The 21,018-nt window shown below is 49.8% G+C and carries 16 protein-coding genes and 1 pseudogene; 6 read left to right on the top strand and 11 right to left on the bottom strand.

The window, feature by feature from the left end; translation table 11 throughout:
* Window positions 1-19: 19 nt before the first annotated feature.
* Window positions 20-2,161 (bottom strand): Tex family protein, encoded by a 2,142-nt coding sequence (locus tag WMO41_RS14440; RefSeq protein ID WP_349230351.1) that lies wholly within the window; start codon window positions 2,159-2,161, stop codon window positions 20-22.
* Between the two features lie 156 nt (window positions 2,162-2,317).
* On the opposite strand from WMO41_RS14440, the gene WMO41_RS14435 reads away from it, so the two are divergent.
* Window positions 2,318-2,668 carry a hypothetical protein gene (locus WMO41_RS14435; protein ID WP_349230350.1) on the top strand — a complete coding sequence of 117 codons (351 nt, stop codon included), beginning with the start codon at window positions 2,318-2,320 and terminating at the stop codon, window positions 2,666-2,668.
* Between the two features lie 79 nt (window positions 2,669-2,747).
* On the opposite strand, the gene WMO41_RS14430 is transcribed toward WMO41_RS14435, so the two are convergent.
* The 4 genes from WMO41_RS14430 to secA all read right to left on the bottom strand — a co-directional run bounded on the left by WMO41_RS14430 (window position 2,748) and on the right by secA (window position 8,438).
* Window positions 2,748-3,974, bottom strand: a complete 1,227-nt coding sequence (locus WMO41_RS14430; protein ID WP_349230349.1) for a homoserine dehydrogenase — start codon at window positions 3,972-3,974, stop codon at window positions 2,748-2,750.
* 113 nt (window positions 3,975-4,087) lie between these two features.
* A complete protein-coding gene (locus WMO41_RS14425; protein ID WP_118532680.1) occupies window positions 4,088-4,534 on the bottom strand; it encodes an ACT domain-containing protein in 447 nt (148 codons plus the stop codon).
* Between the two features lie 158 nt (window positions 4,535-4,692).
* Window positions 4,693-5,830 (bottom strand): peptide chain release factor 2 gene (prfB, locus tag WMO41_RS14420; protein ID WP_177292041.1). Its coding sequence is split into 2 segments (ribosomal slippage): window positions 4,693-5,754 and window positions 5,756-5,830, totalling 1,137 coding nucleotides; the frame shifts between segments, so codons are not numbered across the junction.
* A gap of 31 nt (window positions 5,831-5,861) precedes the next feature.
* Entirely contained in the window at window positions 5,862-8,438 is a 2,577-nt protein-coding gene (gene secA, locus WMO41_RS14415) for a preprotein translocase subunit SecA (protein ID WP_349230348.1), read from the bottom strand.
* A gap of 600 nt (window positions 8,439-9,038) precedes the next feature.
* Here secA and hpf point away from each other — a divergent pair.
* Window positions 9,039-9,566, top strand: coding sequence for a ribosome hibernation-promoting factor, HPF/YfiA family (gene hpf, locus WMO41_RS14410; protein WP_118532686.1), 528 nt, complete (start codon window positions 9,039-9,041; stop codon window positions 9,564-9,566).
* Between the two features lie 66 nt (window positions 9,567-9,632).
* Here hpf and WMO41_RS14405 read toward each other — a convergent pair whose 3' ends face one another.
* Together WMO41_RS14405 and WMO41_RS14400 are read right to left on the bottom strand one after the other, a co-directional pair.
* Complete coding sequence (locus WMO41_RS14405; RefSeq protein ID WP_349230347.1) at window positions 9,633-10,664, bottom strand: acyltransferase family protein; 1,032 nt, start codon at window positions 10,662-10,664, stop codon at window positions 9,633-9,635.
* Between the two features lie 13 nt (window positions 10,665-10,677).
* A complete protein-coding gene (locus WMO41_RS14400; protein ID WP_349230346.1) occupies window positions 10,678-11,994 on the bottom strand; it encodes a C40 family peptidase in 1,317 nt (438 codons plus the stop codon).
* Between the two features lie 222 nt (window positions 11,995-12,216).
* Between WMO41_RS14400 and ymfI the strand changes: the two genes are divergently transcribed.
* Together ymfI and WMO41_RS14390 are read left to right on the top strand one after the other, a co-directional pair.
* Window positions 12,217-12,948: an elongation factor P 5-aminopentanone reductase gene (gene ymfI, locus WMO41_RS14395; RefSeq protein ID WP_349230345.1), complete on the top strand. Its 732-nt coding sequence runs from the start codon at window positions 12,217-12,219 to the stop codon at window positions 12,946-12,948.
* A 19-nt stretch (window positions 12,949-12,967) separates the two neighbouring features.
* The gene (locus WMO41_RS14390) at window positions 12,968-13,873 is read left to right on the top strand and encodes a selenium metabolism-associated LysR family transcriptional regulator (RefSeq protein WP_349230344.1); all 906 of its coding nucleotides are present in this window, start codon (window positions 12,968-12,970) and stop codon (window positions 13,871-13,873) included.
* Window positions 13,874-13,979: 106 nt separating this feature from the next.
* Here WMO41_RS14390 and greA read toward each other — a convergent pair whose 3' ends face one another.
* The 3 genes and pseudogenes from greA to WMO41_RS14375 form a co-directional block, all read right to left on the bottom strand.
* Entirely contained in the window at window positions 13,980-14,480 is a 501-nt protein-coding gene (gene greA, locus WMO41_RS14385; RefSeq protein ID WP_349230343.1) for a transcription elongation factor GreA, read from the bottom strand.
* Between the two features lie 107 nt (window positions 14,481-14,587).
* Window positions 14,588-14,870 (bottom strand): annotated as a pseudogene (locus WMO41_RS16025) (hypothetical protein); the annotation flags it as partial.
* Between the two features lie 155 nt (window positions 14,871-15,025).
* Complete coding sequence (locus tag WMO41_RS14375; RefSeq protein ID WP_349230341.1) at window positions 15,026-16,357, bottom strand: sodium-dependent transporter; 1,332 nt, start codon at window positions 16,355-16,357, stop codon at window positions 15,026-15,028.
* 928 nt (window positions 16,358-17,285) lie between these two features.
* On the opposite strand from WMO41_RS14375, the gene WMO41_RS14370 reads away from it, so the two are divergent.
* Together WMO41_RS14370 and WMO41_RS14365 are read left to right on the top strand one after the other, a co-directional pair.
* Window positions 17,286-18,002 (top strand): response regulator transcription factor, encoded by a 717-nt coding sequence (locus WMO41_RS14370; protein WP_349230340.1) that lies wholly within the window; start codon window positions 17,286-17,288, stop codon window positions 18,000-18,002.
* On the top strand, window positions 17,999-19,441 hold the full coding sequence (locus WMO41_RS14365; RefSeq protein ID WP_349230339.1) for an ATP-binding protein: 1,443 nt from the start codon (window positions 17,999-18,001) through the stop codon (window positions 19,439-19,441). Before WMO41_RS14370 ends, WMO41_RS14365 begins: the two co-directional genes overlap by 4 nt.
* Here the strand turns inward: WMO41_RS14365 and WMO41_RS14360 are convergent.
* Window positions 19,426-20,607, bottom strand: coding sequence for a cellulase family glycosylhydrolase (locus WMO41_RS14360; protein ID WP_349230338.1), 1,182 nt, complete (start codon window positions 20,605-20,607; stop codon window positions 19,426-19,428). The two genes, WMO41_RS14365 and WMO41_RS14360, sit on opposite strands and share 16 nt — an antisense overlap.
* Window positions 20,608-21,018: the final 411 nt, after the last annotated feature.

The raw sequence follows: 21,018 nt of genomic DNA, 5'->3' as shown, positions 1-21,018 counted from the left end.
GTAATCACCGCTCCTTTCCCTACAGCTTCATGGTCAGGGCAATGCGCTTCTTGTTCAGATCTACGCTTAACACCTTGACTTCTACGATATCACCGACACTGACTGCCTCCAGCGGATGCTTGATGTAGCGGTCTGTCATCTGGGAAATATGGACCAGGCCATCCTGATGGACACCAATGTCCACAAACGCGCCAAAGTCAATGACATTGCGGACCGTTCCCTTTAAGACCATGCCCGGGGCCAGATCCTTCATCTCCAGGACATCGGTGCGCAGGATTGGTTTTTGCATCTCCTCACGCGGGTCGCGGGCCGGTTTCTCCAGTTCTTTTACGATATCCTTTAAGGTAATCTCGCCAAGGCCAAGCTCCTCTGCCAGGCCCCTGCAGCCGCGCACCTTCCGTCCAAGCTCCTTTAATCCGCCCGCGGCAATGTCCTCCGGCTGGTAACCCAGCTTTTTCAGAAGTGCCTCTACTGCCCCGTAGCTTTCCGGATGCACGGAAGTCATATCCAGTGGATTGTCCCCGCCGTTGATGCGCATGAAACCGGCACACTGCTCAAAGGCTTTCGGACCAAGCTTTGCCACCTTTAAGAGCTGTCTGCGATTCGTGAACACACCATTCTCTTCCCGGTATGCCACGATATTTTTCGCAATGGCTTTGGAGACACCGGAAATATACTCCAGCAGGGAAGCGGAAGCGGTGTTTAAGTCCACGCCAACGCGGTTTACGCAGTCCTCCACAACACCCTGCAGCGTCTCGCTTAAGTTTTTCTGGTTCATATCATGCTGATACTGGCCCACACCGATGGACTTCGGGTCAATCTTGACCAGCTCTGCCAGCGGATCCTGCAGTCTTCTCGCGATGGAAGCAGCGCTTCGCTGACCTACATCAAACTTCGGGAACTCCTCCGTAGCCAGCTTGCTTGCAGAGTAAACGGAAGCGCCAGCCTCGTTGACGATCACGTACTGTACCTGCTGCGGAATCTCTTTGATGAGCTCCACAATGATCATCTCAGATTCCCGGGACGCGGTTCCGTTGCCCAAGGAGATCAGGGAGATGTTGTATTTTTTGATCAGGTCTTTTACGACCTTCTTGGACTCCTCCACCTTATTCTGCGGCGCGGTCGGGAAAATGACCGTGGTGTCCAGCACCTTTCCGGTGGCATCCACGACAGCCAGCTTACAGCCAGTACGGAATGCCGGATCCCAGCCCAGCACCACGCGGCCTGCTACCGGCGGCTGCATCAGAAGCTGTTTTAAGTTCTTGCCGAACACCTTGATGGCACCAGCCTCCGCGGTTTCCGTAAGCGCACTGCGGGTTTCACGCTCAATGGCCGGAGCAATGAGGCGGCGGTAGCTGTCTGCAACAACCTCCTGTAAAACCGGTGTGGTATACGGATTATCCCGGGTGATGACCTGCTTTTCCAGGTAACGCAGGATATTCTCCTCCGGAGCCTCTACCTTCACAGTCAGTACCTTTTCTTTCTCACCGCGGTTTAAAGCCAGAACACGGTGGCCGGCACATTTCTTCACCGGCTCCTCGTACTGGTAATACATCTCATAAACAGACTCTGCCTTTTCATCTTTGGCCTGGGAACGGATCATACCCTGCTCCGTGGTGGCACGGCGGATATAGGTGCGATAATCGGCCTGATCGGAGATGCGCTCCGCAATGATATCTTTTGCGCCAGCCATGGCATCAGCCACAGTCGGAACCTCGTTCGCCTCAGACACGTAGCGCTCCGCAAGCTGCTCTAACGGTTCTTTCGCCTCCTGTGCAAGAATCAGCTCCGCAAGCGGTTCCAGTCCCCGTTCCTTCGCGATCATGGCACGGGTGCGGCGCTTCGGACGGTACGGGCGGTACAGATCTTCCAGTGCTACCATGGTCATGGCTGCCTGAATCTGCTGTTCCAGCTCCGGTGTCAGCTTTTCCTGATTCCGGATCGTGGAAAGCACCTGTTCCTTCTTTTCCTCCAGGTTGCGCAGGTAACGCAGACGCTCGTCTAGGTTTCGGAGCACCTCGTCATTCAAAGAACCAGTTGCCTCTTTGCGGTAACGGGCAATGAACGGAATGGTGTTTCCTTCGTCGATCAGCTGAACCGCTGCCTCCACCTGCTTATATCCAATCTGCAGCTCATCCTGCAATATTTTAAATATATCCATCTAGTGTAAAACTCCTTTTTTCTTTAAGCTGTATCCCCCATTATAATCCATAACCAGATGCGGCGCAAGCTGTTCGGTATTCTCCCTTGAGGCTTTTTTATTTTCGTGTTATGATTAGGAATGTCATTTTTCATCGATACTTACGGAGGAATTCATATGGAACAGAATACCGGAGCAAGACGCCCCGCCCCCAATAGACTTGCCAGAACCAGCCTGTTTCTTGGCATCTTCGGAATCTTCAGCTGGTTTTACCCGCCGATTCAGATCATACTTGGATCCGCAGCAGCCTTAAGTGCATGGCTGTCCCGGAGAGACCGCCATTTCACCGGCTCCGGAATTGCCGGATTCGTCATCGGAATTTTCTGCATTCTGCTGAGCTTCTTTATCTTTTTCCAGTATATGCTGGTCTACCATGTAGCCCAGGATCCCGCCAACGCAGACCTGATCCGCCAGATCTACCACCAGGCTCAGGAAATCCTGAATGGGGCAATGCCCGCAGCACAGTAAAACAATGATATAAACGAAAATGCCAGGGGGCGCCGAATTGGCGCCACCTGGCATTTTCTGTACGGGAATAAATTTTTATTTAGAACTCCGCACGGATTCTCTGGCGGATCTTCGCGGTCTTCTCAAACGCTGCAGCGCACTCTGCGTATGCTGCCTCGCTCATCTCTCCGGTCAGCAGCGCAAACTCATCGGTCAGGCTGTCCAGCTTTACTACCTCGGCTCCGCCGAAGGCTGCGGCTGCTTTCTGCTCCAGTTCTTCCCCGCTTCCCTCTACACGTACAAAATAGCGGTGTACGGAGGTCTTCTGGTCTGCGATGGTCAGGCGTTCGCTGGTCCATCCCAGCGGTACATTGTGATCTGCATTCTCAACCGCTTCCATGATATCCGCAATGACAGCGCTGGCGGTCGGGAGCTTTCCGGCTCCGCTTCCGTAGAACATGGAGGTTCCCAGCATGTTGCCCTTTACCAGGATGCCGTTGAATACATCGTTGACCGCGTACAGCGGATGATCTTTTCCGATCATGACCGGTGCAACCCAGGCATGAACTTCAGCGCCGTCCATGCGGCTGGTTCCGAACAGCTTCACGGAAGTTCCCAGCTTGTCCGCGTACTTGAAGTCTACATCGGTGATCTTTGTGATACCCTCGGTGCTGATGTCCTCGTAGTTCACTTCTTTTCCAGTTGCCATAGCAGTGAGGATGGCAATCTTGCGACAGGTATCGTAACCCTCTACATCTGCCTCCGGATTGCGCTCTGCGTAACCTAAATCCTGAGCTTCTTTTAATACGGCCTCAAAGGAAGCGCCTTCCTTATCCATCTTGGTCAGAATGAAGTTGGTGGTTCCGTTTAAGATACCGGTGATTTCCAGGATCTTCTCACCCTTTAAGCAGCGGTACAGCGGACGGATAATCGGGATGCCGCCTCCTACACTGGCCTCAAAGAAGAAATTCACGTTCTTCTCCTTCGCAATGGCAAGAAGCTCGGTTCCATAAGCTGCCACCAGCGCTTTGTTGTAGGTTACCACATGCTTGCCGGCTAATAGGCTTGCCTTTACAAACGGGTAAGCCGGATTCAGTCCGCCCATGGTCTCTACTACCACGCTGACTTCCGGATCCTTCTCGATCACGGAAAAATCGTGTACGATCTTATCCTCCACCGGACTTCCCGGGAAATCCCGAAGATCCAGAACATACTTAAGAGCCACATCCTGTCCGCAGCCATTTGTGATCTGCTCCGCGTTCTGGGCTAAAATCTCCGCTACTCCGGAACCAATTGTGCCATATCCCATGATTGCTACCTGTACCATTGCTCTGTCCTCACTTTTTTTCTGTTATTTTGCTGCCGTCCACAGTTCTGCAGACAGCCGTGTTATGTTTCCTTCCTGTTCAGGAAACGGATATCCGTAACCCCAGGCAGTTTCTACTCCCTGGAAACAATCTTCACATAATGGATGCCGTCCTGTTCTTCAATCTCTTCCACCATTTTGGAAATATTCCCCGTATTGTCCTTGACTTCCACAGACAGAGTCAGTGTTGCCACACCGTTAACCGGAATACTCTGGTGAATGGTCAGGATGTTGGCCTTGTACACTGCCACAATGTGAAGCAGGTCAGAAAGCAGGCCCTGCTCATCGTCCATCTGCACCACAAAGGTAACGGTTTTTCCCTTCGTGTTGTCATAAAACGGGAAAATATCTTCTTTATATTTGTAAAAAGAACTGCGGCTGATGCCCACACGCTCAGTTGCCTCCTGAACGGTCATCACACGCTCCGATTCCAGAAGCTTCTTGGCTTCCACGACCTTCAGCAATACCTCCGGCACCGCTTTCTGTTTTACCACAAAATACTTGCTTTTCTCTTCCGGCATCATAAATCCTCCCGAAAATCCCTGCCATAAAGGGCAGTCTCTTCTTTGCATGTTCGTCTATCATGAACATTTGTGCTCATGTGAGAGATATTAGCACAAAAAAAAGCAGAGCGCAAGCTTTTTCTTGCATACACTCTGCTTTTCTAAAGAATCAAAATTTAATCCTCTGCGGATGCCTTGCGGTCCGGGCAGCCCAGGCTCAGCCAGCGCAGGTAAGCGCTGATGAACGGGTCCAGTCCGCCGTCCAGGACATTTGCCACGTTGCCGGTTTCCTCTCCGGTACGCAGGTCCTTGACCATGGTGTACGGCTGCAGGACATAGGAACGGATCTGGTTTCCCCAGCCGATTTCCTTGACGTCGCCGCGGATGTCGGACAGCTTCTCCGCGTTCTCCTGCTGCTTTAACATATACAGCTTGGCCTTTAACATCTGCATGGCCTTATCCTTGTTCTGGAACTGGGAACGCTCGTTCTGGCACTGTACCACAATTCCGGTCGGAATATGGGTGATACGGATTGCGGAAGAGGTCTTGTTGATATGCTGGCCACCGGCACCGCTGGAACGATACGTATCGATCCGCAGGTCATCCGGGTTGATTTCCACATCCAGGTCTTCCTCGATATCCGGCATAACATCACAGGACACGAAGGAGGTCTGGCGTTTTCCGGCCGCGTTGAACGGGGAAATACGCACCAGACGGTGTACGCCGCGCTCGGACTTTAAGTAGCCGAAAGCGTTTTCACCATTAATCTGAATGGTAACGGACTTAATGCCCGCTTCATCGCCGTCCAGATAATCCAGGACTTCGGTCTTGTAGCCCATCTTGTCTGCCCAGCGACAGTACATACGGTAGAGCATGCTGCACCAGTCGCAGGACTCCGTACCGCCCGCACCCGCGTTTAAGCGCAGGATGGCATTGTATTTGTCGTATTCACCGGACAGCAGGGTCTCCATGCGCAGCTTCTCCAGGTTGTGCTCGAACTCATCCAGCATTTCCTGAATCTCCGGGATCAGGGCCGGGTCTTCTTCCTCATAGCCCATCTCGATCATCACCTGAATGTCTTCATACTGCTGTTCCAGGCCACGGTAGAGATCTACGGTATCCTTCAGATTCTTGGCTTCCTGCACCAGTTTGGTGGCACGGTCGGCATTGTCCCAGAATCCCGGCTCCTCCATGGATTTATCTAACTCATCGATTCGTCTGACCTTGCTATCCAGGTCAAAGTGAATCCCTCACTTCCACTAATGGTTTTTCAAAGGTCGATAATGTGTACTTGAACTGATCTAATTCTACCATTGTGTCACCTTCTTTCATATTAATATTCTTTTTATCTCGGCATCAGATCACGGCCGTGGCACTGTTTGAATTTCTTGCCGCTTCCGCACGGGCACGGATCGTTCGGGTAGATTTTCTGTACCTGGCGTACCTTCGGTGCCTGCGGCGCGGAGGTGTCGCGGTTGGTTCCGGTTACCTTGGCTGCCGGTTCACGCTCGATCTTCTGCTCGACACGGATGTGGAACAGGATGCGGACGGTCTCCTCGGTGATTGCTGCGGTCATAGCCTCAAACATCTCGTAAGCGCTCATCTTATACTCGACAACCGGATCTCTCTGGCCGTAAGCCTGCAGGCCGATACCCTGGCGCAGCTGGTCCATATCGTCGATGTGGCTCATCCACTTGTTGTCAATGACCTTCAGGAGTACTACACGCTCCAGCTCACGGATCTGCTCTGCCTCCTGGAACTCAGCCTCTTTTGCCTCATACAGCTTGATAGCCTCTTCCTTCAGCATATGCTTTAACTCATTCTTCTTGGTCACCGGATGATTCTCCGCGGTGATGGTCTCCAGCGGAATGATCGGGAGCAGAAGGCTGTTTAACTCATTCAGGTCCCACTCGGAAGATGCCTGCTCATCGGAGATGGACAGATCTACGGAGTTCTCCACAATATCGGTGATCATCTTTAAGATGAGGTCACGCATGTTGTCGCCATCCAGAACCTTGCGGCGCTCTGCGTAGATAATCTCACGCTGCTCGTTGTTGACCTCGTCGTATTTTAACAGGTTCTCACGGATGCCGTAGTTGTTGTTCTCAATCTTCATCTGTGCTTTCTCGATGGCACTGGAAAGCATCTTGTGCTCAATCTGCTCACCCTCCGGAACACCAAGAGCCTCAAACATAGCCATAAGGCGCTCGGAACCGAACAGACGCATCAGGTCGTCCTCCAGAGAAATATAGAAGCGGGACTCACCCGGGTCCCCCTGACGGCCAGAACGGCCACGCAGCTGGTTATCGATACGGCGGGACTCATGACGCTCGGTACCAATGACCTTTAAGCCGCCTGCTGCCTTTGCCTCGTCATCCAGCTTGATATCGGTACCACGGCCGGCCATGTTGGTTGCGATGGTAACAGCGCCGTGGATACCAGCGTCTGCTACAATCTCAGCCTCCAGCTCATGGAACTTCGCGTTCAGGACCTTATGCTGGATGCCGCGCTTGGTCAGCATCTTGCTTAACAGCTCAGAAGTCTCGATGGTGATGGTACCAACCAGTACCGGCTGTCCCTTCTCATGGGAAGCCACAACATCGTTGACAACTGCCTCGAATTTTTCTTTTTTGGTTTTGTATACTGCATCCTCGTGGTCGATACGCGCAACCGGACGGTTGGTCGGGATGGCAATCGCATCCATGCCGTAGGTGTTACGGAACTCTTTCTCCTCGGTCAATGCAGTACCGGTCATACCGGCTTTCTTGCGGAACTTGTTGAAGAAGTTCTGGAAGGTAATGGTTGCCAGCGTCTTGCTCTCGCGGCGTACATTCACATGCTCCTTCGCCTCGATTGCCTGATGCAGGCCGTCAGAGTAACGGCGGCCCGGCATGATACGTCCGGTAAACTCATCGACAATGAGAACCTCATCGTCTTTTACCACGTAGTCCTTATCGCGGAACATTAAGTAGTTTGCGCGCAGGGCCAGAATGATGTTGTGCTGGATCTCCAGGTTTTCCGGATCTGCCAGGTTCTCAATATGGAAGAACTGCTCTACCTTCTTAACGCCTTCCTCGGTTAAGTTAACGACTTTATCCTTCTCGTTTACAACGAAATCTCCGGTCTCCTCAATGTCCTCACCCATGATGGCGTTCATCTTGGTGAACTCGCCGGACGCCTCGCCGCGTACCAGCTGGTGAGCCAGCACGTCGCAGACCTCGTAAAGCTTGGTGGACTTACCGCTCTGGCCGGAAATGATCAGCGGGGTTCTTGCTTCATCGATCAGGACGGAATCGACCTCATCGATGATGGCGTAATCCAGGTTGCGCAGAACCATCTGGTCTTTATAGATTGCCATGTTATCACGCAGGTAATCGAATCCCAGCTCGTTGTTGGTCACGTAGGTGATATCGCAGTTGTATGCGGCCTTACGCTCCTCAGAGGTCATCGGGTTTAATACCACGCCAACGGTCAGGCCCAGGAAGCGGTGAACCTGTCCCATCCACTCAGCATCTCGCTTTGCCAGATAGTCGTTGACGGTTACGATGTGAACACCCTTGCCTGCCAGCGCGTTTAAATATGCCGGAGAGGTGGAAACCAGTGTCTTACCTTCACCGGTTCTCATCTCGGCAATACGGCCCTGATGCAGGACGATACCACCAATGAGCTGTACCGGATAATGCTCCATGTTCAGCACACGCTTTGCTGCCTCACGGACTGTAGCAAATGCCTCCGGAAGAATGTCATCCAGAGTTTCGCCGTTTGCCAGGCGCTCCTTGAAGATACGGGTATTGTCCCGCAGTTCCTCATCGGTCTTTGCCTGCATGGTCGGGCGCAACGCTTCGATCTTGTCCACAATCGGGTAGATCATCTTCAATTCCCGCTCACTGTGGGTGCCAAATACTTTTTCTATGAGATTCATATAATTCTTTCTCCTAAACTTTCTTTGTTTCGTCTGTCTCGTTTCTACTATTATAAGTCAATCTTTGATATTGTACCACCATCCCCTGATTTATTCAAGTTTTAGGCCCTTTGTTCACAAAAAATTTACTTCCTTAATAAAAATAAATGAAAAGGCGACATAAAAGTAAAATTATGGTAAACCTGTCAGGTTGCACAAAAACTATGTTCGATTCACAACTTATCCACGTTATCCACAATATCCACGAAAAATACATCCACATCCATTTTCCCTGATTTTCAGCCAAAAATGAGTTATGCACCAAGTTATCCACATTATCCACAAAGTTTTCCCACATTTTTCCGTTTATTTCCCGTGGAAAAGAACGCGGTTTTCTTTGTTCATATCTCATAAATCCAATGTTTACGCCAAAAAATACAGGAAAAACGCTTGACTTTTCCACATCCGCAAAGGTAGAAATGCAATTTCTTTTTTGTGGATAAAGTATGTGTTTTTATTTTTTATTCCCAATAATTGTCTCAACAATTTCCTTGTTTTGGTTGAAATTTTCGGTTTTATATGTTATACTTAGAACATCTCAAAAGAAGGAGCTGATGACTTATGCGTTATACGATTACAGGCAGAAATATTGATGTGACTCCGGGGCTTCGCGCCGCCATTGAGGAAAAAATCGGAAAACTGGAACGTTACTTCCTTCCGGATACAGAAATCATCGTAACTCTCAGTGTACAGAAAGACAAACAGAAAATCGAGGTTACTATCCCGGTTAAGGGCAACATTATCCGTGCTGAAGAATCCAGCAATGACATGTACGTATCCATCGACCTGGTAGAGGAGATCATTGAACGCCAGCTTCGTAAGTACAAAAACAAACTCATCGACAAAAAGCAGTCCGCACAGTCCTTCTCCGATCTGTTTATCAGTGAGGAAGCTGAGCCGGAGGACGAAATCCAGATTGTAAAGACCAAACGTTTCGCCATGAAACCGATGGATCCGGAAGAAGCCTGCGTACAGATGGAACTGTTAGGACATAACTTCTACGTATTCTTAAACGCAGAGACCGAAGAAGTCAATGTCGTTTATAAGAGAAAAGGACAGACTTACGGACTGATTGAGCCGGAGTTCTAAACTTTCATACTTTTCAAAAAGCCCCCGGGATTTTTTCCCGGAGGCTTTTTCTTTTGCGCAATTCTGTTAAATGCATTTGCGCAGCCACTTACCGCTCTCCCAATGGGAAAGAACAGATACCAGCAGCGCAAACAGCAGCATCGGCACAAAAATGCACAGCGTAATATTCTGTTTGGTGAGGGGAAGCGGATTCCACTTTACCGTCCAGGAGAAGAAATAAAAGAAATAGAAATGGGAAAAATACACCCATTCACTCATCTCCCGCAGGGTAACAAAGAAACGGGCCCCGGTTCCCGTAAAGCCCATAAAAAACTCAGTCAGGCAGACCGCCGCCGGAGCTGCGGTGAATACCATATTGGTATTGAAACAGGTGGACACCTCTTTGTACATCAGAGCCAGAAACACCACGCTTCCGCCAAGGGAAAACAACACCGGCATGCGCCAGGTCTTTCTGGAAAACCAGAGTCCCAGTGCCAGGTAAAAGCTTCCGTAAAACAGGCCGTTTCGCATAGTCACAAATTTCGGTGCGTACCACCAGACAAATTCCTGGATTTTCATGGGCGCCCGCTCCGTAAAATACCAGTTGTCACAGATGCAGCCGAACACAAATAAAACTCCCGTCAGAATCAAAAGCATCCAGATCCGGAATCCGGCACGGTAACCGGTCCATACGATCAGGACCGCCACGGCCAGAGCCGGAAGATACCAGAGCTGGGCAATGGTGCTTGAGAAAAAGAAAGAATGAACGTATGCTTTCAGTGTCTCCATGATAGTGGCCGTGCCATGATACCAGTTAAAAATATCGATAGGCCAGTAAATGACGCACCAGAGCAGATACAGCTTCACAATACGCCAGGCATAACGCCCCACCACCGGCCATCCGCTCTTCTTGTCCGTATCCGGGATTTTCCGGAACAGCAGGAAGCCTGCAATCATAAAAAACACCGGAACAGCCAGATTGGAAAGCCAGCTGCCAATGATCAGGCGCCAGCGGCTTTCTGCCGGATAAAACACCTGGATCATATGCCGCGCGGCCACCAGGACCGCCATCACAAATTTCAGCAGGTCCAGGCCGCAATATTGTTTTTTTCCATTCATAAACCGTTCACTCCTAATCCAGGAATGTGACTGCCTTGCACGGCGTACGGTAGTTGTATTTGGTAATGGTAATACCCGTGGTCGGGTTGCTGGAGTGGATGATCTTGCCGTCTCCTATGTAAATGGCCACATGGTTGATGTAGCTTCCGCTGGCATAGAACAGCAGATCACCAGGCTGGATAGCCGACATGGAAATTTCTTTTCCCTTTGCCGCCTGGTCCCTGGAGCTTCTTCCTGTGGTAATGCCAAAGTGTGCAAAGACAGACTGGGTGAAGCCGGAGCAGTCCGCGCCATTGGTCAGGCTGGTGCCGCCATATACATACGGATTACCCAAAAACTGCTTTGCGTAAGCTACGATGGCAGTTCTGGTCGCGGATACAACCGCCGCGGAACTTCCAGGCCCCGCAACCGGAGAAGAAACCGTGCCGGAGGACGGGCCGGAGGAACCAATCTGGGCAGAACTGCCCTGATCAGAGCTGTTCTGAGAGGAATCCGTCTTTCCAGGAGCAGAGGCCGCGGTTTTGCCTGAAGAACTGCTCTGTCCCGCGGACGGGCTCTGTGCCTGGCTGCCTGCCGCGGTATTCGCGGACGGAGCGCTGGTCATTGCAGAATCGTCACTCTGGGACGGATTGGCCGGAATGATGACATCCTTGTTCTCTTCTACTTTAATGGTCTGCTCCAGATTTGCGATAGCGGTCTGGGCATCGCGCTTTCTCTGAGCTTCTTCTTCCAGCTTCTGGCGTTCTTCCTCCAGAGAGACCGCCTGATCAAATTCTACTTCTACTTTACAGTAAGATTTTGCAATATAACCAATCAGGTCTGCATCGACCTCTACTTTATAAAAGTCACCTTCGTCGCCCTGAACTACATAGCGGGATCCGCTGGAAATCATAGTCAGGACATTGCTGGTGAGATTCGGTTCCTCACGCAGGCGTAAATTGTCCACGCTGACAGTAACAAATTCCCGTCCAATAGACTGAGCCAGAGTCTCTGCCTCCTGCCCGGTGATAAAATACTGGGACTTGATAAAGCCGTTGACCGTTCCGGACTGGATACGGTACCAGCTTCCCCCCTCTCCCTCCACGGTTTCCAGAATGGTTGCCGCGCAGTTATTATAAATTTTACCTACAATCTTGCTGTTTGTAGTTGCCTGTTCCCGGATATTTACATAATCCGATACCTGGGATACCGCAATATTTTCATAGTCTGCAGGTGCCGCCACAAGGGTTGCCTCATGAACGGATTTTGCTGCATCCGCATAAGCGGAAAACGGGCAGGATGCCGCCGCGCAAAGGCAGGTTACTGCCAGTACTTTCTTCCATGTTTTCATGCATATTCGCCTTTCCTGCTGCCATATTCCCTGTTCTCTCTGAAACGCCGGGAAGAGACAGCTATTTCCTGTTTCCACTGTAATCTGTCATTCAGTATAACATAAGTCTCCAGAAAGTTACAGGGAGTTCGCAAAATTGTAATCGAATCGTAAAATGTATGAAGTAACTGACCAAAAAGATTTTTTATGATAAAATAGGAAGCAGAGAAAGGAGTGATCTTTATGGCAAAGAAAGTTGTTCTTGTAACGGGTGCTTCCCGTGGAATTGGAAAAGCCATTGCCGTAAAATTTGCCAAGAAAGGCTATAACGTCATCATCAACTGCGCCCACCGGGAGCAGGAGCTGATGCAGACCAAAAAAGAAATCGAAAGTTATCAGGTAACCTGCGCCGCATTTCTGGGCGACATGGGAGACATGGCAGTCTGTGAGCAGCTGTTTTCCATGATCCGCAAGCAGTTCGGCTCGCTGGATGTTCTGGTCAACAACGCAGGCATCGACTACATCGGCCTGCTGCAGGATATGTCACCGGAGGACTGGGACCGCATTCTGCGCACCAACCTGACCTCTGTCTTTAACTGCTGCAAGCTGGCCATTCCGCTCATGCTTCCGGCCGGACACGGAAAGATTGTGAACATTTCCTCCGTCTGGGGCTGCGTAGGCGCTTCCTGCGAGGTGGCCTATTCCGCAACCAAAGGCGGCATCAACGCCTTCACCAAGGCCCTTGCCAAAGAACTTGCACCCAGCAACATTCAGGTAAATGCTGTAGCCTGCGGTGCCATCGACACCGAGATGAACCAGTGGCTGGAGGAAGATGAACTCATTCAGCTGGTGGAGGAAATCCCTGCCGGACGTCTGGGACGCGCGGAGGAGGTTGCTGACTTTGTCTATCACCTGGGCTATAAGGGTTCTTATTTAACCGGTCAGGTCATCGGACTGGATGGCGGCTGGATCTGATTTTTACAAAGGAGAGTTTATGGAATTCAAGCAACTGCAATCCTTCGTGGCCGTAGTCGACTACGGCAGCTTTACCAGGGCATCGGAGAAGCTTTTCATCTCCCAGCCCACCATCAGTACCCACATCCACCAGCTGGAGGAGGAGTTTCAGTCCTGCCTGCTGGTACGCACCACAAAAAACATTGAGCTGACACCACGCGGGCAGGAGTTTTATGAATGTGCCGTAAGTATCCTGAGCCTGAAAAATCATCTGATTGAAAGCTGGATCAACGAAAGCCGGAACGTCATCCATCTGGGAGCTTCCACCATTCCATCCGCCTATCTGCTGCCGGAGCTTCTTCCGGCCTACAAAAAGCAGTGCCCGGAAACCTATTTCAACATCCATCAGAGCGACAGTCAGGGCATCCTGGATAAGATTCTGGAAGGCAGCTTTAATCTCGGTCTGGTGGGCATGACCTGTGAGGATGAGCGTTTCTGCTTCGAGCCCTTTTACCAGGACCAGATGGTACTCATCACACCGAAAAATGCGTATTTTGAACAGCTAAAATCCTCCGGTACATCCATCGACACAATCTTAAGATCAGAACCCCTGATTCTGCGGGAAGAAGGCAGCGGAAGCCGCAAGTTTGTCTACGAGCTTCTGGAAAACCTGCACATCCCGGAAAGCTCCCTGAATGTCACTGCCCGCTTAAACGACCAGGAATCCATCAAGAATCTGGTTGCCAACGGGCTTGGCATTTCCGTCATATCAAAAGCGGCCGCCTGCAGCCCCGGATCCGATCAGAAACTTCTTGTTTTTGATCTTCCGGTGGTTGCAGACAGCCGCAGCCTGTATCTGGTGTACCATAAGAATTATATCTTAAAACCTTATGTACATCACTTTATGGAGTTTGTATTACATTTTTATAAAAAGTCGGCCCTGTAATTATCCGTTTTTCTGGATTTCCATATCTTTTGGAAGAACCAGGCTCAGAATGATTGCCATAACGAATACAACGGCTTTATGATCTGTCCGTTTTATTCTATCCCCATCAGAACTTGCGGATCGTATCATCTTCATCTCCAATATCCTCAATTTTACGGATCACCGCAAAATAGCTGAATCCATTATCGGTAGTGATTTCCACCCGGTCCCCTACTTTATGCCGCAGGATTGCTTTTCCAAGCGGAGACTCGATGCTGACCATGTTGTGCATGGAATTGCCCCGGATACTGGTTACCAGTTTATATGTTTCTTCTTCGTCATCGTCTTCCATATAAAGGGTAACTGCCTTGTTCAGGCCCACCTCATCAGACTTCGACGCATCTGAGATCACGATTGCGTTTTTCAGCATATTCTCCAGATAACGGATCCGGCTTTCATTCTGGTTTTTATCTTTCTTGGCCGCATAATACTCAAAATTCTCACTTAAATCTCCCTGGGCTCTGGCTTCCTTTACTGCTTCCAGACACTCAGGCCGGACTACCAGCTTCCGGTGATCAATCTCTGCCTGAATTTTTTCTACGTCAGATTTTGTCAGTTTTTCTCTCATAATCCTTATCTCTTTTCTGTTTCTTACCTGTCCTGGTAACTGTTCAGTACCCTCACAGTTACCTGTCCTGTTCTTCTTTGCAGGCTGCTTCTGCCAGCCGTTCCATTTTATGCTTGTGGCGCTGTCATCAGTTTTACAAGCAGCTCCACAATTTTCTCCATGGACTGGATGGAAATAAACTCATACTTTCCATGAAAATTTGCTCCTCCGGTGCACAGATTCGGACACGGAAGGCCCTCATAGGAAAGGCGCGATCTGGCGCATCTGCTCTTTTTTCTTTTCAAATTTTTCCATGTCGTGATCGCAGATCAGATACTTCAGTACAGAAGTTTCTACGTCTCCGGTAAAATGATCCAGATGGAAAAATCCCTCATAGCCCTCTGTATACAAATGTAAAAAGCGATCCACTACCTGTGACATGTAAGACAGCTCCTTTTTATTCTTTTTTCTGATTACTTCCCTCTTTTTGCAGAAGTTGTGTAAATTTTATTATAGCACAAAAAACCGTCCTTGCAAAGAATTGCAAAAACGGTTTTTTATATACTTTAGCCGATTCCACCCATCAGCGCACCTGCCACTAGTGCCACAAATGCGGCTGGTACCAGCACATACTTTCCAAGGGGAATAAACCAGTTCCCGATTTTCTTTTCTCTTCCACGGTTCACTGCCTCGACCGCGAAGTCCTTTCCGGCAACCCAGAAGAACATGATGCCGGCGAGCATGGCCCCCAGCGGACAGATATAGATGGATACCACATCCATCCAGCCAGACACAATACCCTGAATGAACAGCGCCGCACCGCAGCCTGTGACCGCAATCACAGCCACCGCAGCCGGACGCTTCAACCCCAGACGTTCCTGCAGCGTCTCCACGGGAGCCTCATAAAGATTCACCAGAGAGCTCATGCCCGCAAACAACACGCAGACATAAAAAATCATACCGCAGATCTTACCGCCCGGCATGCCGTTAAATACATTCAGAAGGTAAATGAACATCAGGCCTGGACCACCGGAAGAAAGTTCTGCACCACCTGCCGCCATACCCGGAATAATGACAAAGGCAGCCAACAATGCGGCCAGCGTATCAAAAAACGCTACATTCCGCGCAGAACCAACAATATCCTCGAAATCACTCAAGTAAGAGCCGTAAATTACCGTTCCATTGCCCGCAATGGACAGGGAGAAGAACGCCTGTCCAAACGCGTAGATCCAGAGGCGTACGTCTTTCAGCCCCTCCGGGTTGATGGTAAAAATATAATGATATCCATTTTCCGAGCCAGGCAGCGTAAAGATGTATACGCTCAAGCCCAGAAACAGCACAAACAAAAGCGGCATCATCACCTTGTTGGCTTTCTCTATTCCGCCAGCAATACCAAATGCCATGATGACAGCAGTCACGAGAACCGTAATCACCAGCCAGCTGTTGTTACCGAAGCTGGTGGCAGTACTGTCAAACAGGCCACCAATTGCCCCCATGTCCTGCCCCAGCGTATACAAATTTCCACTGAGTGCCAGAAACGCATACTTGAAGATCCATCCCACCACTACCGTATAGCCGACTGCCAGCGCCATGGAACCCAGAACCGGAATCATGCCGATCAGTTCACCGGTCCGTTTCTTTCCGGTGCGAAGCTCCGTGCACATACCGAAGGCCTTAATGGGCCCGCTCTTGGCCGCGCGTCCCAGCGCCATCTCCTCAATCACACCGGTAGACGCGATCAGAATCACAAACATCAGATAAGGAAACAGAAATGTCATTCCGCCCCAGTCTGAAACAATGTACGGGAAACGCCAGATATTTCCCATGCCAACCGCCGAACCAATGCACGCCAGCACGAAACCGGTCCGGCTTTTAAACCCATCCCTTTCTTTTGCCATGAAATAAATTCCCTTCTGATAAAATAAGTCGGTACAGCAAAATACTGCCCGGTATAACAACAAAAGCCCGGGAAGCCAAAGCTTCCGGGCTTTTGAATATTCTGCAAATACGGATTATCGCTTGCTGAACTGCAGTGCGCGACGAGCGGCTTTGAGGCCGTACTCACCTGACCTTGATCCGAAAAGTCCAGGATTCATGCGGCTTTTCTGGATTCCCTCTCTCAGTAAACCCATAGGTAAACCCACGAAATCGCGAAATTTTTGGTGCAGTTTAACGCAGCCCGAATGCAGCATTCACAACGCTGCTTAATTCCTCAGGTTTATTATACTTGACTTTCGCATAGATGTCCATAGTCGTTTTGCTGTTCTCATGGCCTGCCAGATATCATGCTGATACAGCACCCGGCAGTGCTTTCTGAAAATATGGTTTCTCTGTACTTTTTCTTATCACCCCAGAGATGTAGGATTTCTCACAGGCGGCAGTGTGCTTCACTGCTCCATTGGAATTTAACCATCCCGCCTTCCTTATGGCCGGACCGCGAATTACGGAAGTATCATTGTCCCTGCCTGGCTTTAACACCGCCGCCGGTTGCAATCCGGCATTTGCTTCTGCGAAACCGCTATCGCCCCGATGGGCTTCATGGCGTGCAGTCGAAGGCTCGACCAAACAGGAATGGACCTGAAGAATGAGTATTCAGTTTTCAAGGGACATCCGGACTTTCGTCCTTCTCTTAGAAATCGCCCGTACACCTTGTCCTGAATCAAAAGGGCTATTCTATTCTGTTTTCAGGGTGATTTATAGTTCAATTATGTGGCAAAACTGTGGCAAACCTTTACGATTTTTTTCGAAAATGCTATGATACTTCTATCCCACGGCAAGACTGCCGTTGTCATTTTATCACATCAAACAGAAAGGACAGATGGTTCCATGTCAAAACTCATATACGTTGCAGATGACGAGGAGAACATCCGCTCTCTGATTCAGATATTTTTAGAAAATGAAGGCTACCGGGTGGAAACCTTTTCTGATGGGCACAGTATTCTCCAGGCAACTGAACGTTTTATGCCTGACCTGATCATATTGGACATCATGATGCCGGGAGAAGACGGACTCAGTGTGTGCTCCAGTATCCGCAAAAAAAGTCCCGTTCCCATCATCATTGTCTCTGCTAAGGACACTCCTCTTGACCGTATAACCGGCATTTCACTTGGAAGCGATGACTATATTACGAAACCATTTCTCCCGCTGGAACTGACCACCCGGGTGAAGGCTCTGTTCCGAAGGATTGAACTGACGGAAGATCAGCACAGACAGGTGGAGCAGACCACATATCAATGCGGAAATGTGCAGCTTGACACCCGATCCCATAAAGTTCTGATCGAGCAGAATCCCATTTCCATAACCCCAAAGGAATATGAATTTCTGCTCTACCTCTTTGAGCGTAAGCATGTGGCTGTTTCCAAAGCAGAGCTTCTGACCAATGTTTGGAACTTTCAAAGTGCGCTGGATGATGCCCGGGTTGCCGATGATCTGATCAAGCGGCTTCGTAAGAAATTCCGGGAGCACCAGGCCACCGCTGTACTGGAAACAGTATGGGGATACGGCTACCGACTGACAGACACCATCCAGGGAGGAACTGTATGAAACATCGACTCCACACCCATATTTTTTTCCCAGCACTGCTGGTCATTGTACTGTTCTCGGTTGCGGTCTGTCTGGGCTTTACCTTCACCTCCGGGCGGTATACCCGATATACCGCCGAAAAGCGGCTGAATGTGCTGATGCAGAGTATTGACCGGGAATACTCCCGGATCTATGGTGCACTTCCTCCCGTTGAAAGTTTGGATCACTCCAGTCAGCGGGAATATGCAAAACAGCTGCTGAATCAGGTAAAAGAACGACTGAAGCATGGGGAGCGTGACGCAGATCTTCTGGTGTTGAATTCCAAAAAGAAGGTGGTCTATCCTTCTGATGTCTCTGTCGTTTCCCCTGCGCTGCAGTTGTATGAAGAATGTCTTCACCAGATGGAGGACGGCAGTCTTATGCCGGGTTCCCCCGTTCTGCTGAAGCTGTCCGGCAATCCATTTCTGGTACAGCTTTATGAAGTAAAGTCCACAGGCAATATCCGGGCTCAATATTACATCGGCTACACCAGAATTCCTGATTTAAGCCTGCTTTTATCCTACACCTGGCAGCTGCTGGCAGCTATCGTGGTCATCTGTCTGCTGCTGGCAGCTCTTGCCGTATGGCTGCTTGCCAGAATCATCTCCCGTCCCATCGAGTCTCTCTGTCAACAGGCTGACCAAATTGGAGCCGGTTCCTATATCCCACTGGAAGAACAGTACGCGATCACCGAACTTGACAAACTGAAAAACTCATTCAATGACATGACTCGCCGTCTGAAGGAGGCTGAGGAGCAGAATACCCGTTTTTTCCAGAATGTGTCCCATGATCTGCGTACCCCTCTGGTGGCAATCAGCGGATACGCCCAGGGTATTCAGTGCGGCATTCTGCCGGATGATAAAAAAGCGGCAGAAATCATTCTGACCGAAAGCCTTCGCATGAAACAGTTGGTAGAAAGCATTCTGGCTATTTCCAAGATGGACAATCATGCTTTCCAGCTCCATATGACCGATATCCAGCTGGATGAATTTCTGGAAGAGCAGGTAGATCTACTCCAGGGAGCGCGAAACGGCAAGGAACTTGTGATTCACCAGGCTGTCCCCACGACCATCAAAGCAGACCCGGATCTTCTGTCCCGGATCTTTCAAAATGTGATTTCCAACTGTATCCGCTATGCCGCCACAAAAGTCTCTGTGGATCTCTCCATCCAGGACTCCCGGGCATTGATCACAGTTTCTGATGACGGCCCCGGCATCTCCCCGGAAGATCTCCCCTATATCTTTGACCGCTTCTACAAAGGAGAACACGGAAACTTCGGCATCGGCCTTTCTGTTGTAAAATCCGGCATTGAGTACATGGACGGAACTATCACAATTGAAAATAAGGCTGCCCCACACCATGGTGCGGTATACAGCCTTACTCTTCCGGTTGTGACTCCTGCTGATTATAAACCCTGCTGATAAATCGTCTGAACCACCGGCTGCATATGTGCAAGCCAGGTATTATTTGCAGCATCATAGAACTTGGTATCTGAATTAACTGCAAACGGAATCCTGGCGGATGTCAGCGCTGACGTCATAAAGGAAGAAAATGCGACCTGTTCTTCTATAGAATAGTCATCTCCTTTGTTGTAGTTGCCTGGCATCCATGCACCAACCCAGGTGGGCACACCGGTCTGATTCTGCCATGCAAGAGCCAGATTGATCTTGTCTGTAATCAGCTTCTTCTCAAAGTCGGTTCCCGTAGTCCACTTCTTCTTGTCGTTGGTCTTGTCCGGGCCCGATGCATAGAAATGCCACTCTGCCATCAGATAACCATTGTGGGATGACGGAATCCGCAGTTCGTGCAGATAAGTAGGATCAGAACGCAGTCTCGGAGAAATGATGATGATCCGGTCCGGATTGGTCTCTCGGATTGCAGACACCGTCTGCTCATAAAGCTGATTCAAAGTCTCCGGCTGCTTGTTGACTGCATCCGAAGACTCAATCATCAGATCAAAGGACAGCAGGTGAGAGACATTCCGATAATGCTCCGCCACCGTACGCCACCACGCTGTCACATCCGTCATGGTCTGCTCCGTCGGATTGACCTTGAATTCGTGAGCCTGATAAGCCAGCACCGGGATCACGCCGTTATTTAAACAGTCCAGAATCTGACGATCCAGATTCTGGAACAGAGCATCATTGGCCTCATCCTTTACCCGGATTCTCACATGATCCACTCCGGCCTGCTTGAAATCCTTTACCATCTGCTCACTGTAGGTCTCCGTCTGTTTCCGGAACTCCGACCAGGTAACATCCATGCCTCGTCCCAGCATACTCTGGTAGGTCCAGGGAGAGACAGCCTCGTCCTGATTGAATCCGATTCCCGGAATATAAGCACCGTCTGCTCCAACCACATATCCGTCCGGCGTCATGGTATTGGCTTCCATATATCCATCTGCTCCAAAATAATACCAGCGTCCGTCTGTATCTTCCAGCCATCCATTCCGGATACAAGACTGATCATCCTGCTCATACCACCATCCCGCTGCATCACTTTTCCACTGTCCTGCATATGCGGGCATCGCTGCCGTCATCTGAATACCACAAAGCAAAAGTCCCATCAGACATAATTGTTTTCTCATTCTATATCCTCCAATTCTTTCCATTACTCACGGGCAAATCTGCCACGCATACTTAGCATACATAATTTTGTCCCGGAAAGATAGTGAAACGAACGTGAAAAAATGTGGCAATTTTGTATGAAGCATTGGCCATTCAGATTTGAAAACAACACAGATTTACTCAAAAACCAGCGTCGTAACGAAACGTAAAGCCCTTGAAAAACTGGAAGATTCCAAACCATTAACGAAAGATGAGGATCCATCGACCACAGATTGGACATCAAATGAAAGTTTGATGGATTGGCTTAGGTCGTTAGGTAAATAGTTATGACAAGTATTCGAACAAGAGATAGCCCGAGCCTATGAAACTTTTTCTGTAAAATAACCTAAGTAAGGTCCTTCTATGATACAATAAATATCATTAGGAGGGCC

The sequence above is a fragment of the Ventrimonas faecis genome, from assembly GCF_040096075.1.
Taxonomy (GTDB): Bacteria; Bacillota; Clostridia; order Lachnospirales; family Lachnospiraceae; genus Brotaphodocola; species Brotaphodocola faecis.
The sequence above is the reverse complement of the archived record's forward strand: the minus strand, read 5'-3'. Positions and strand labels throughout refer to the sequence as shown.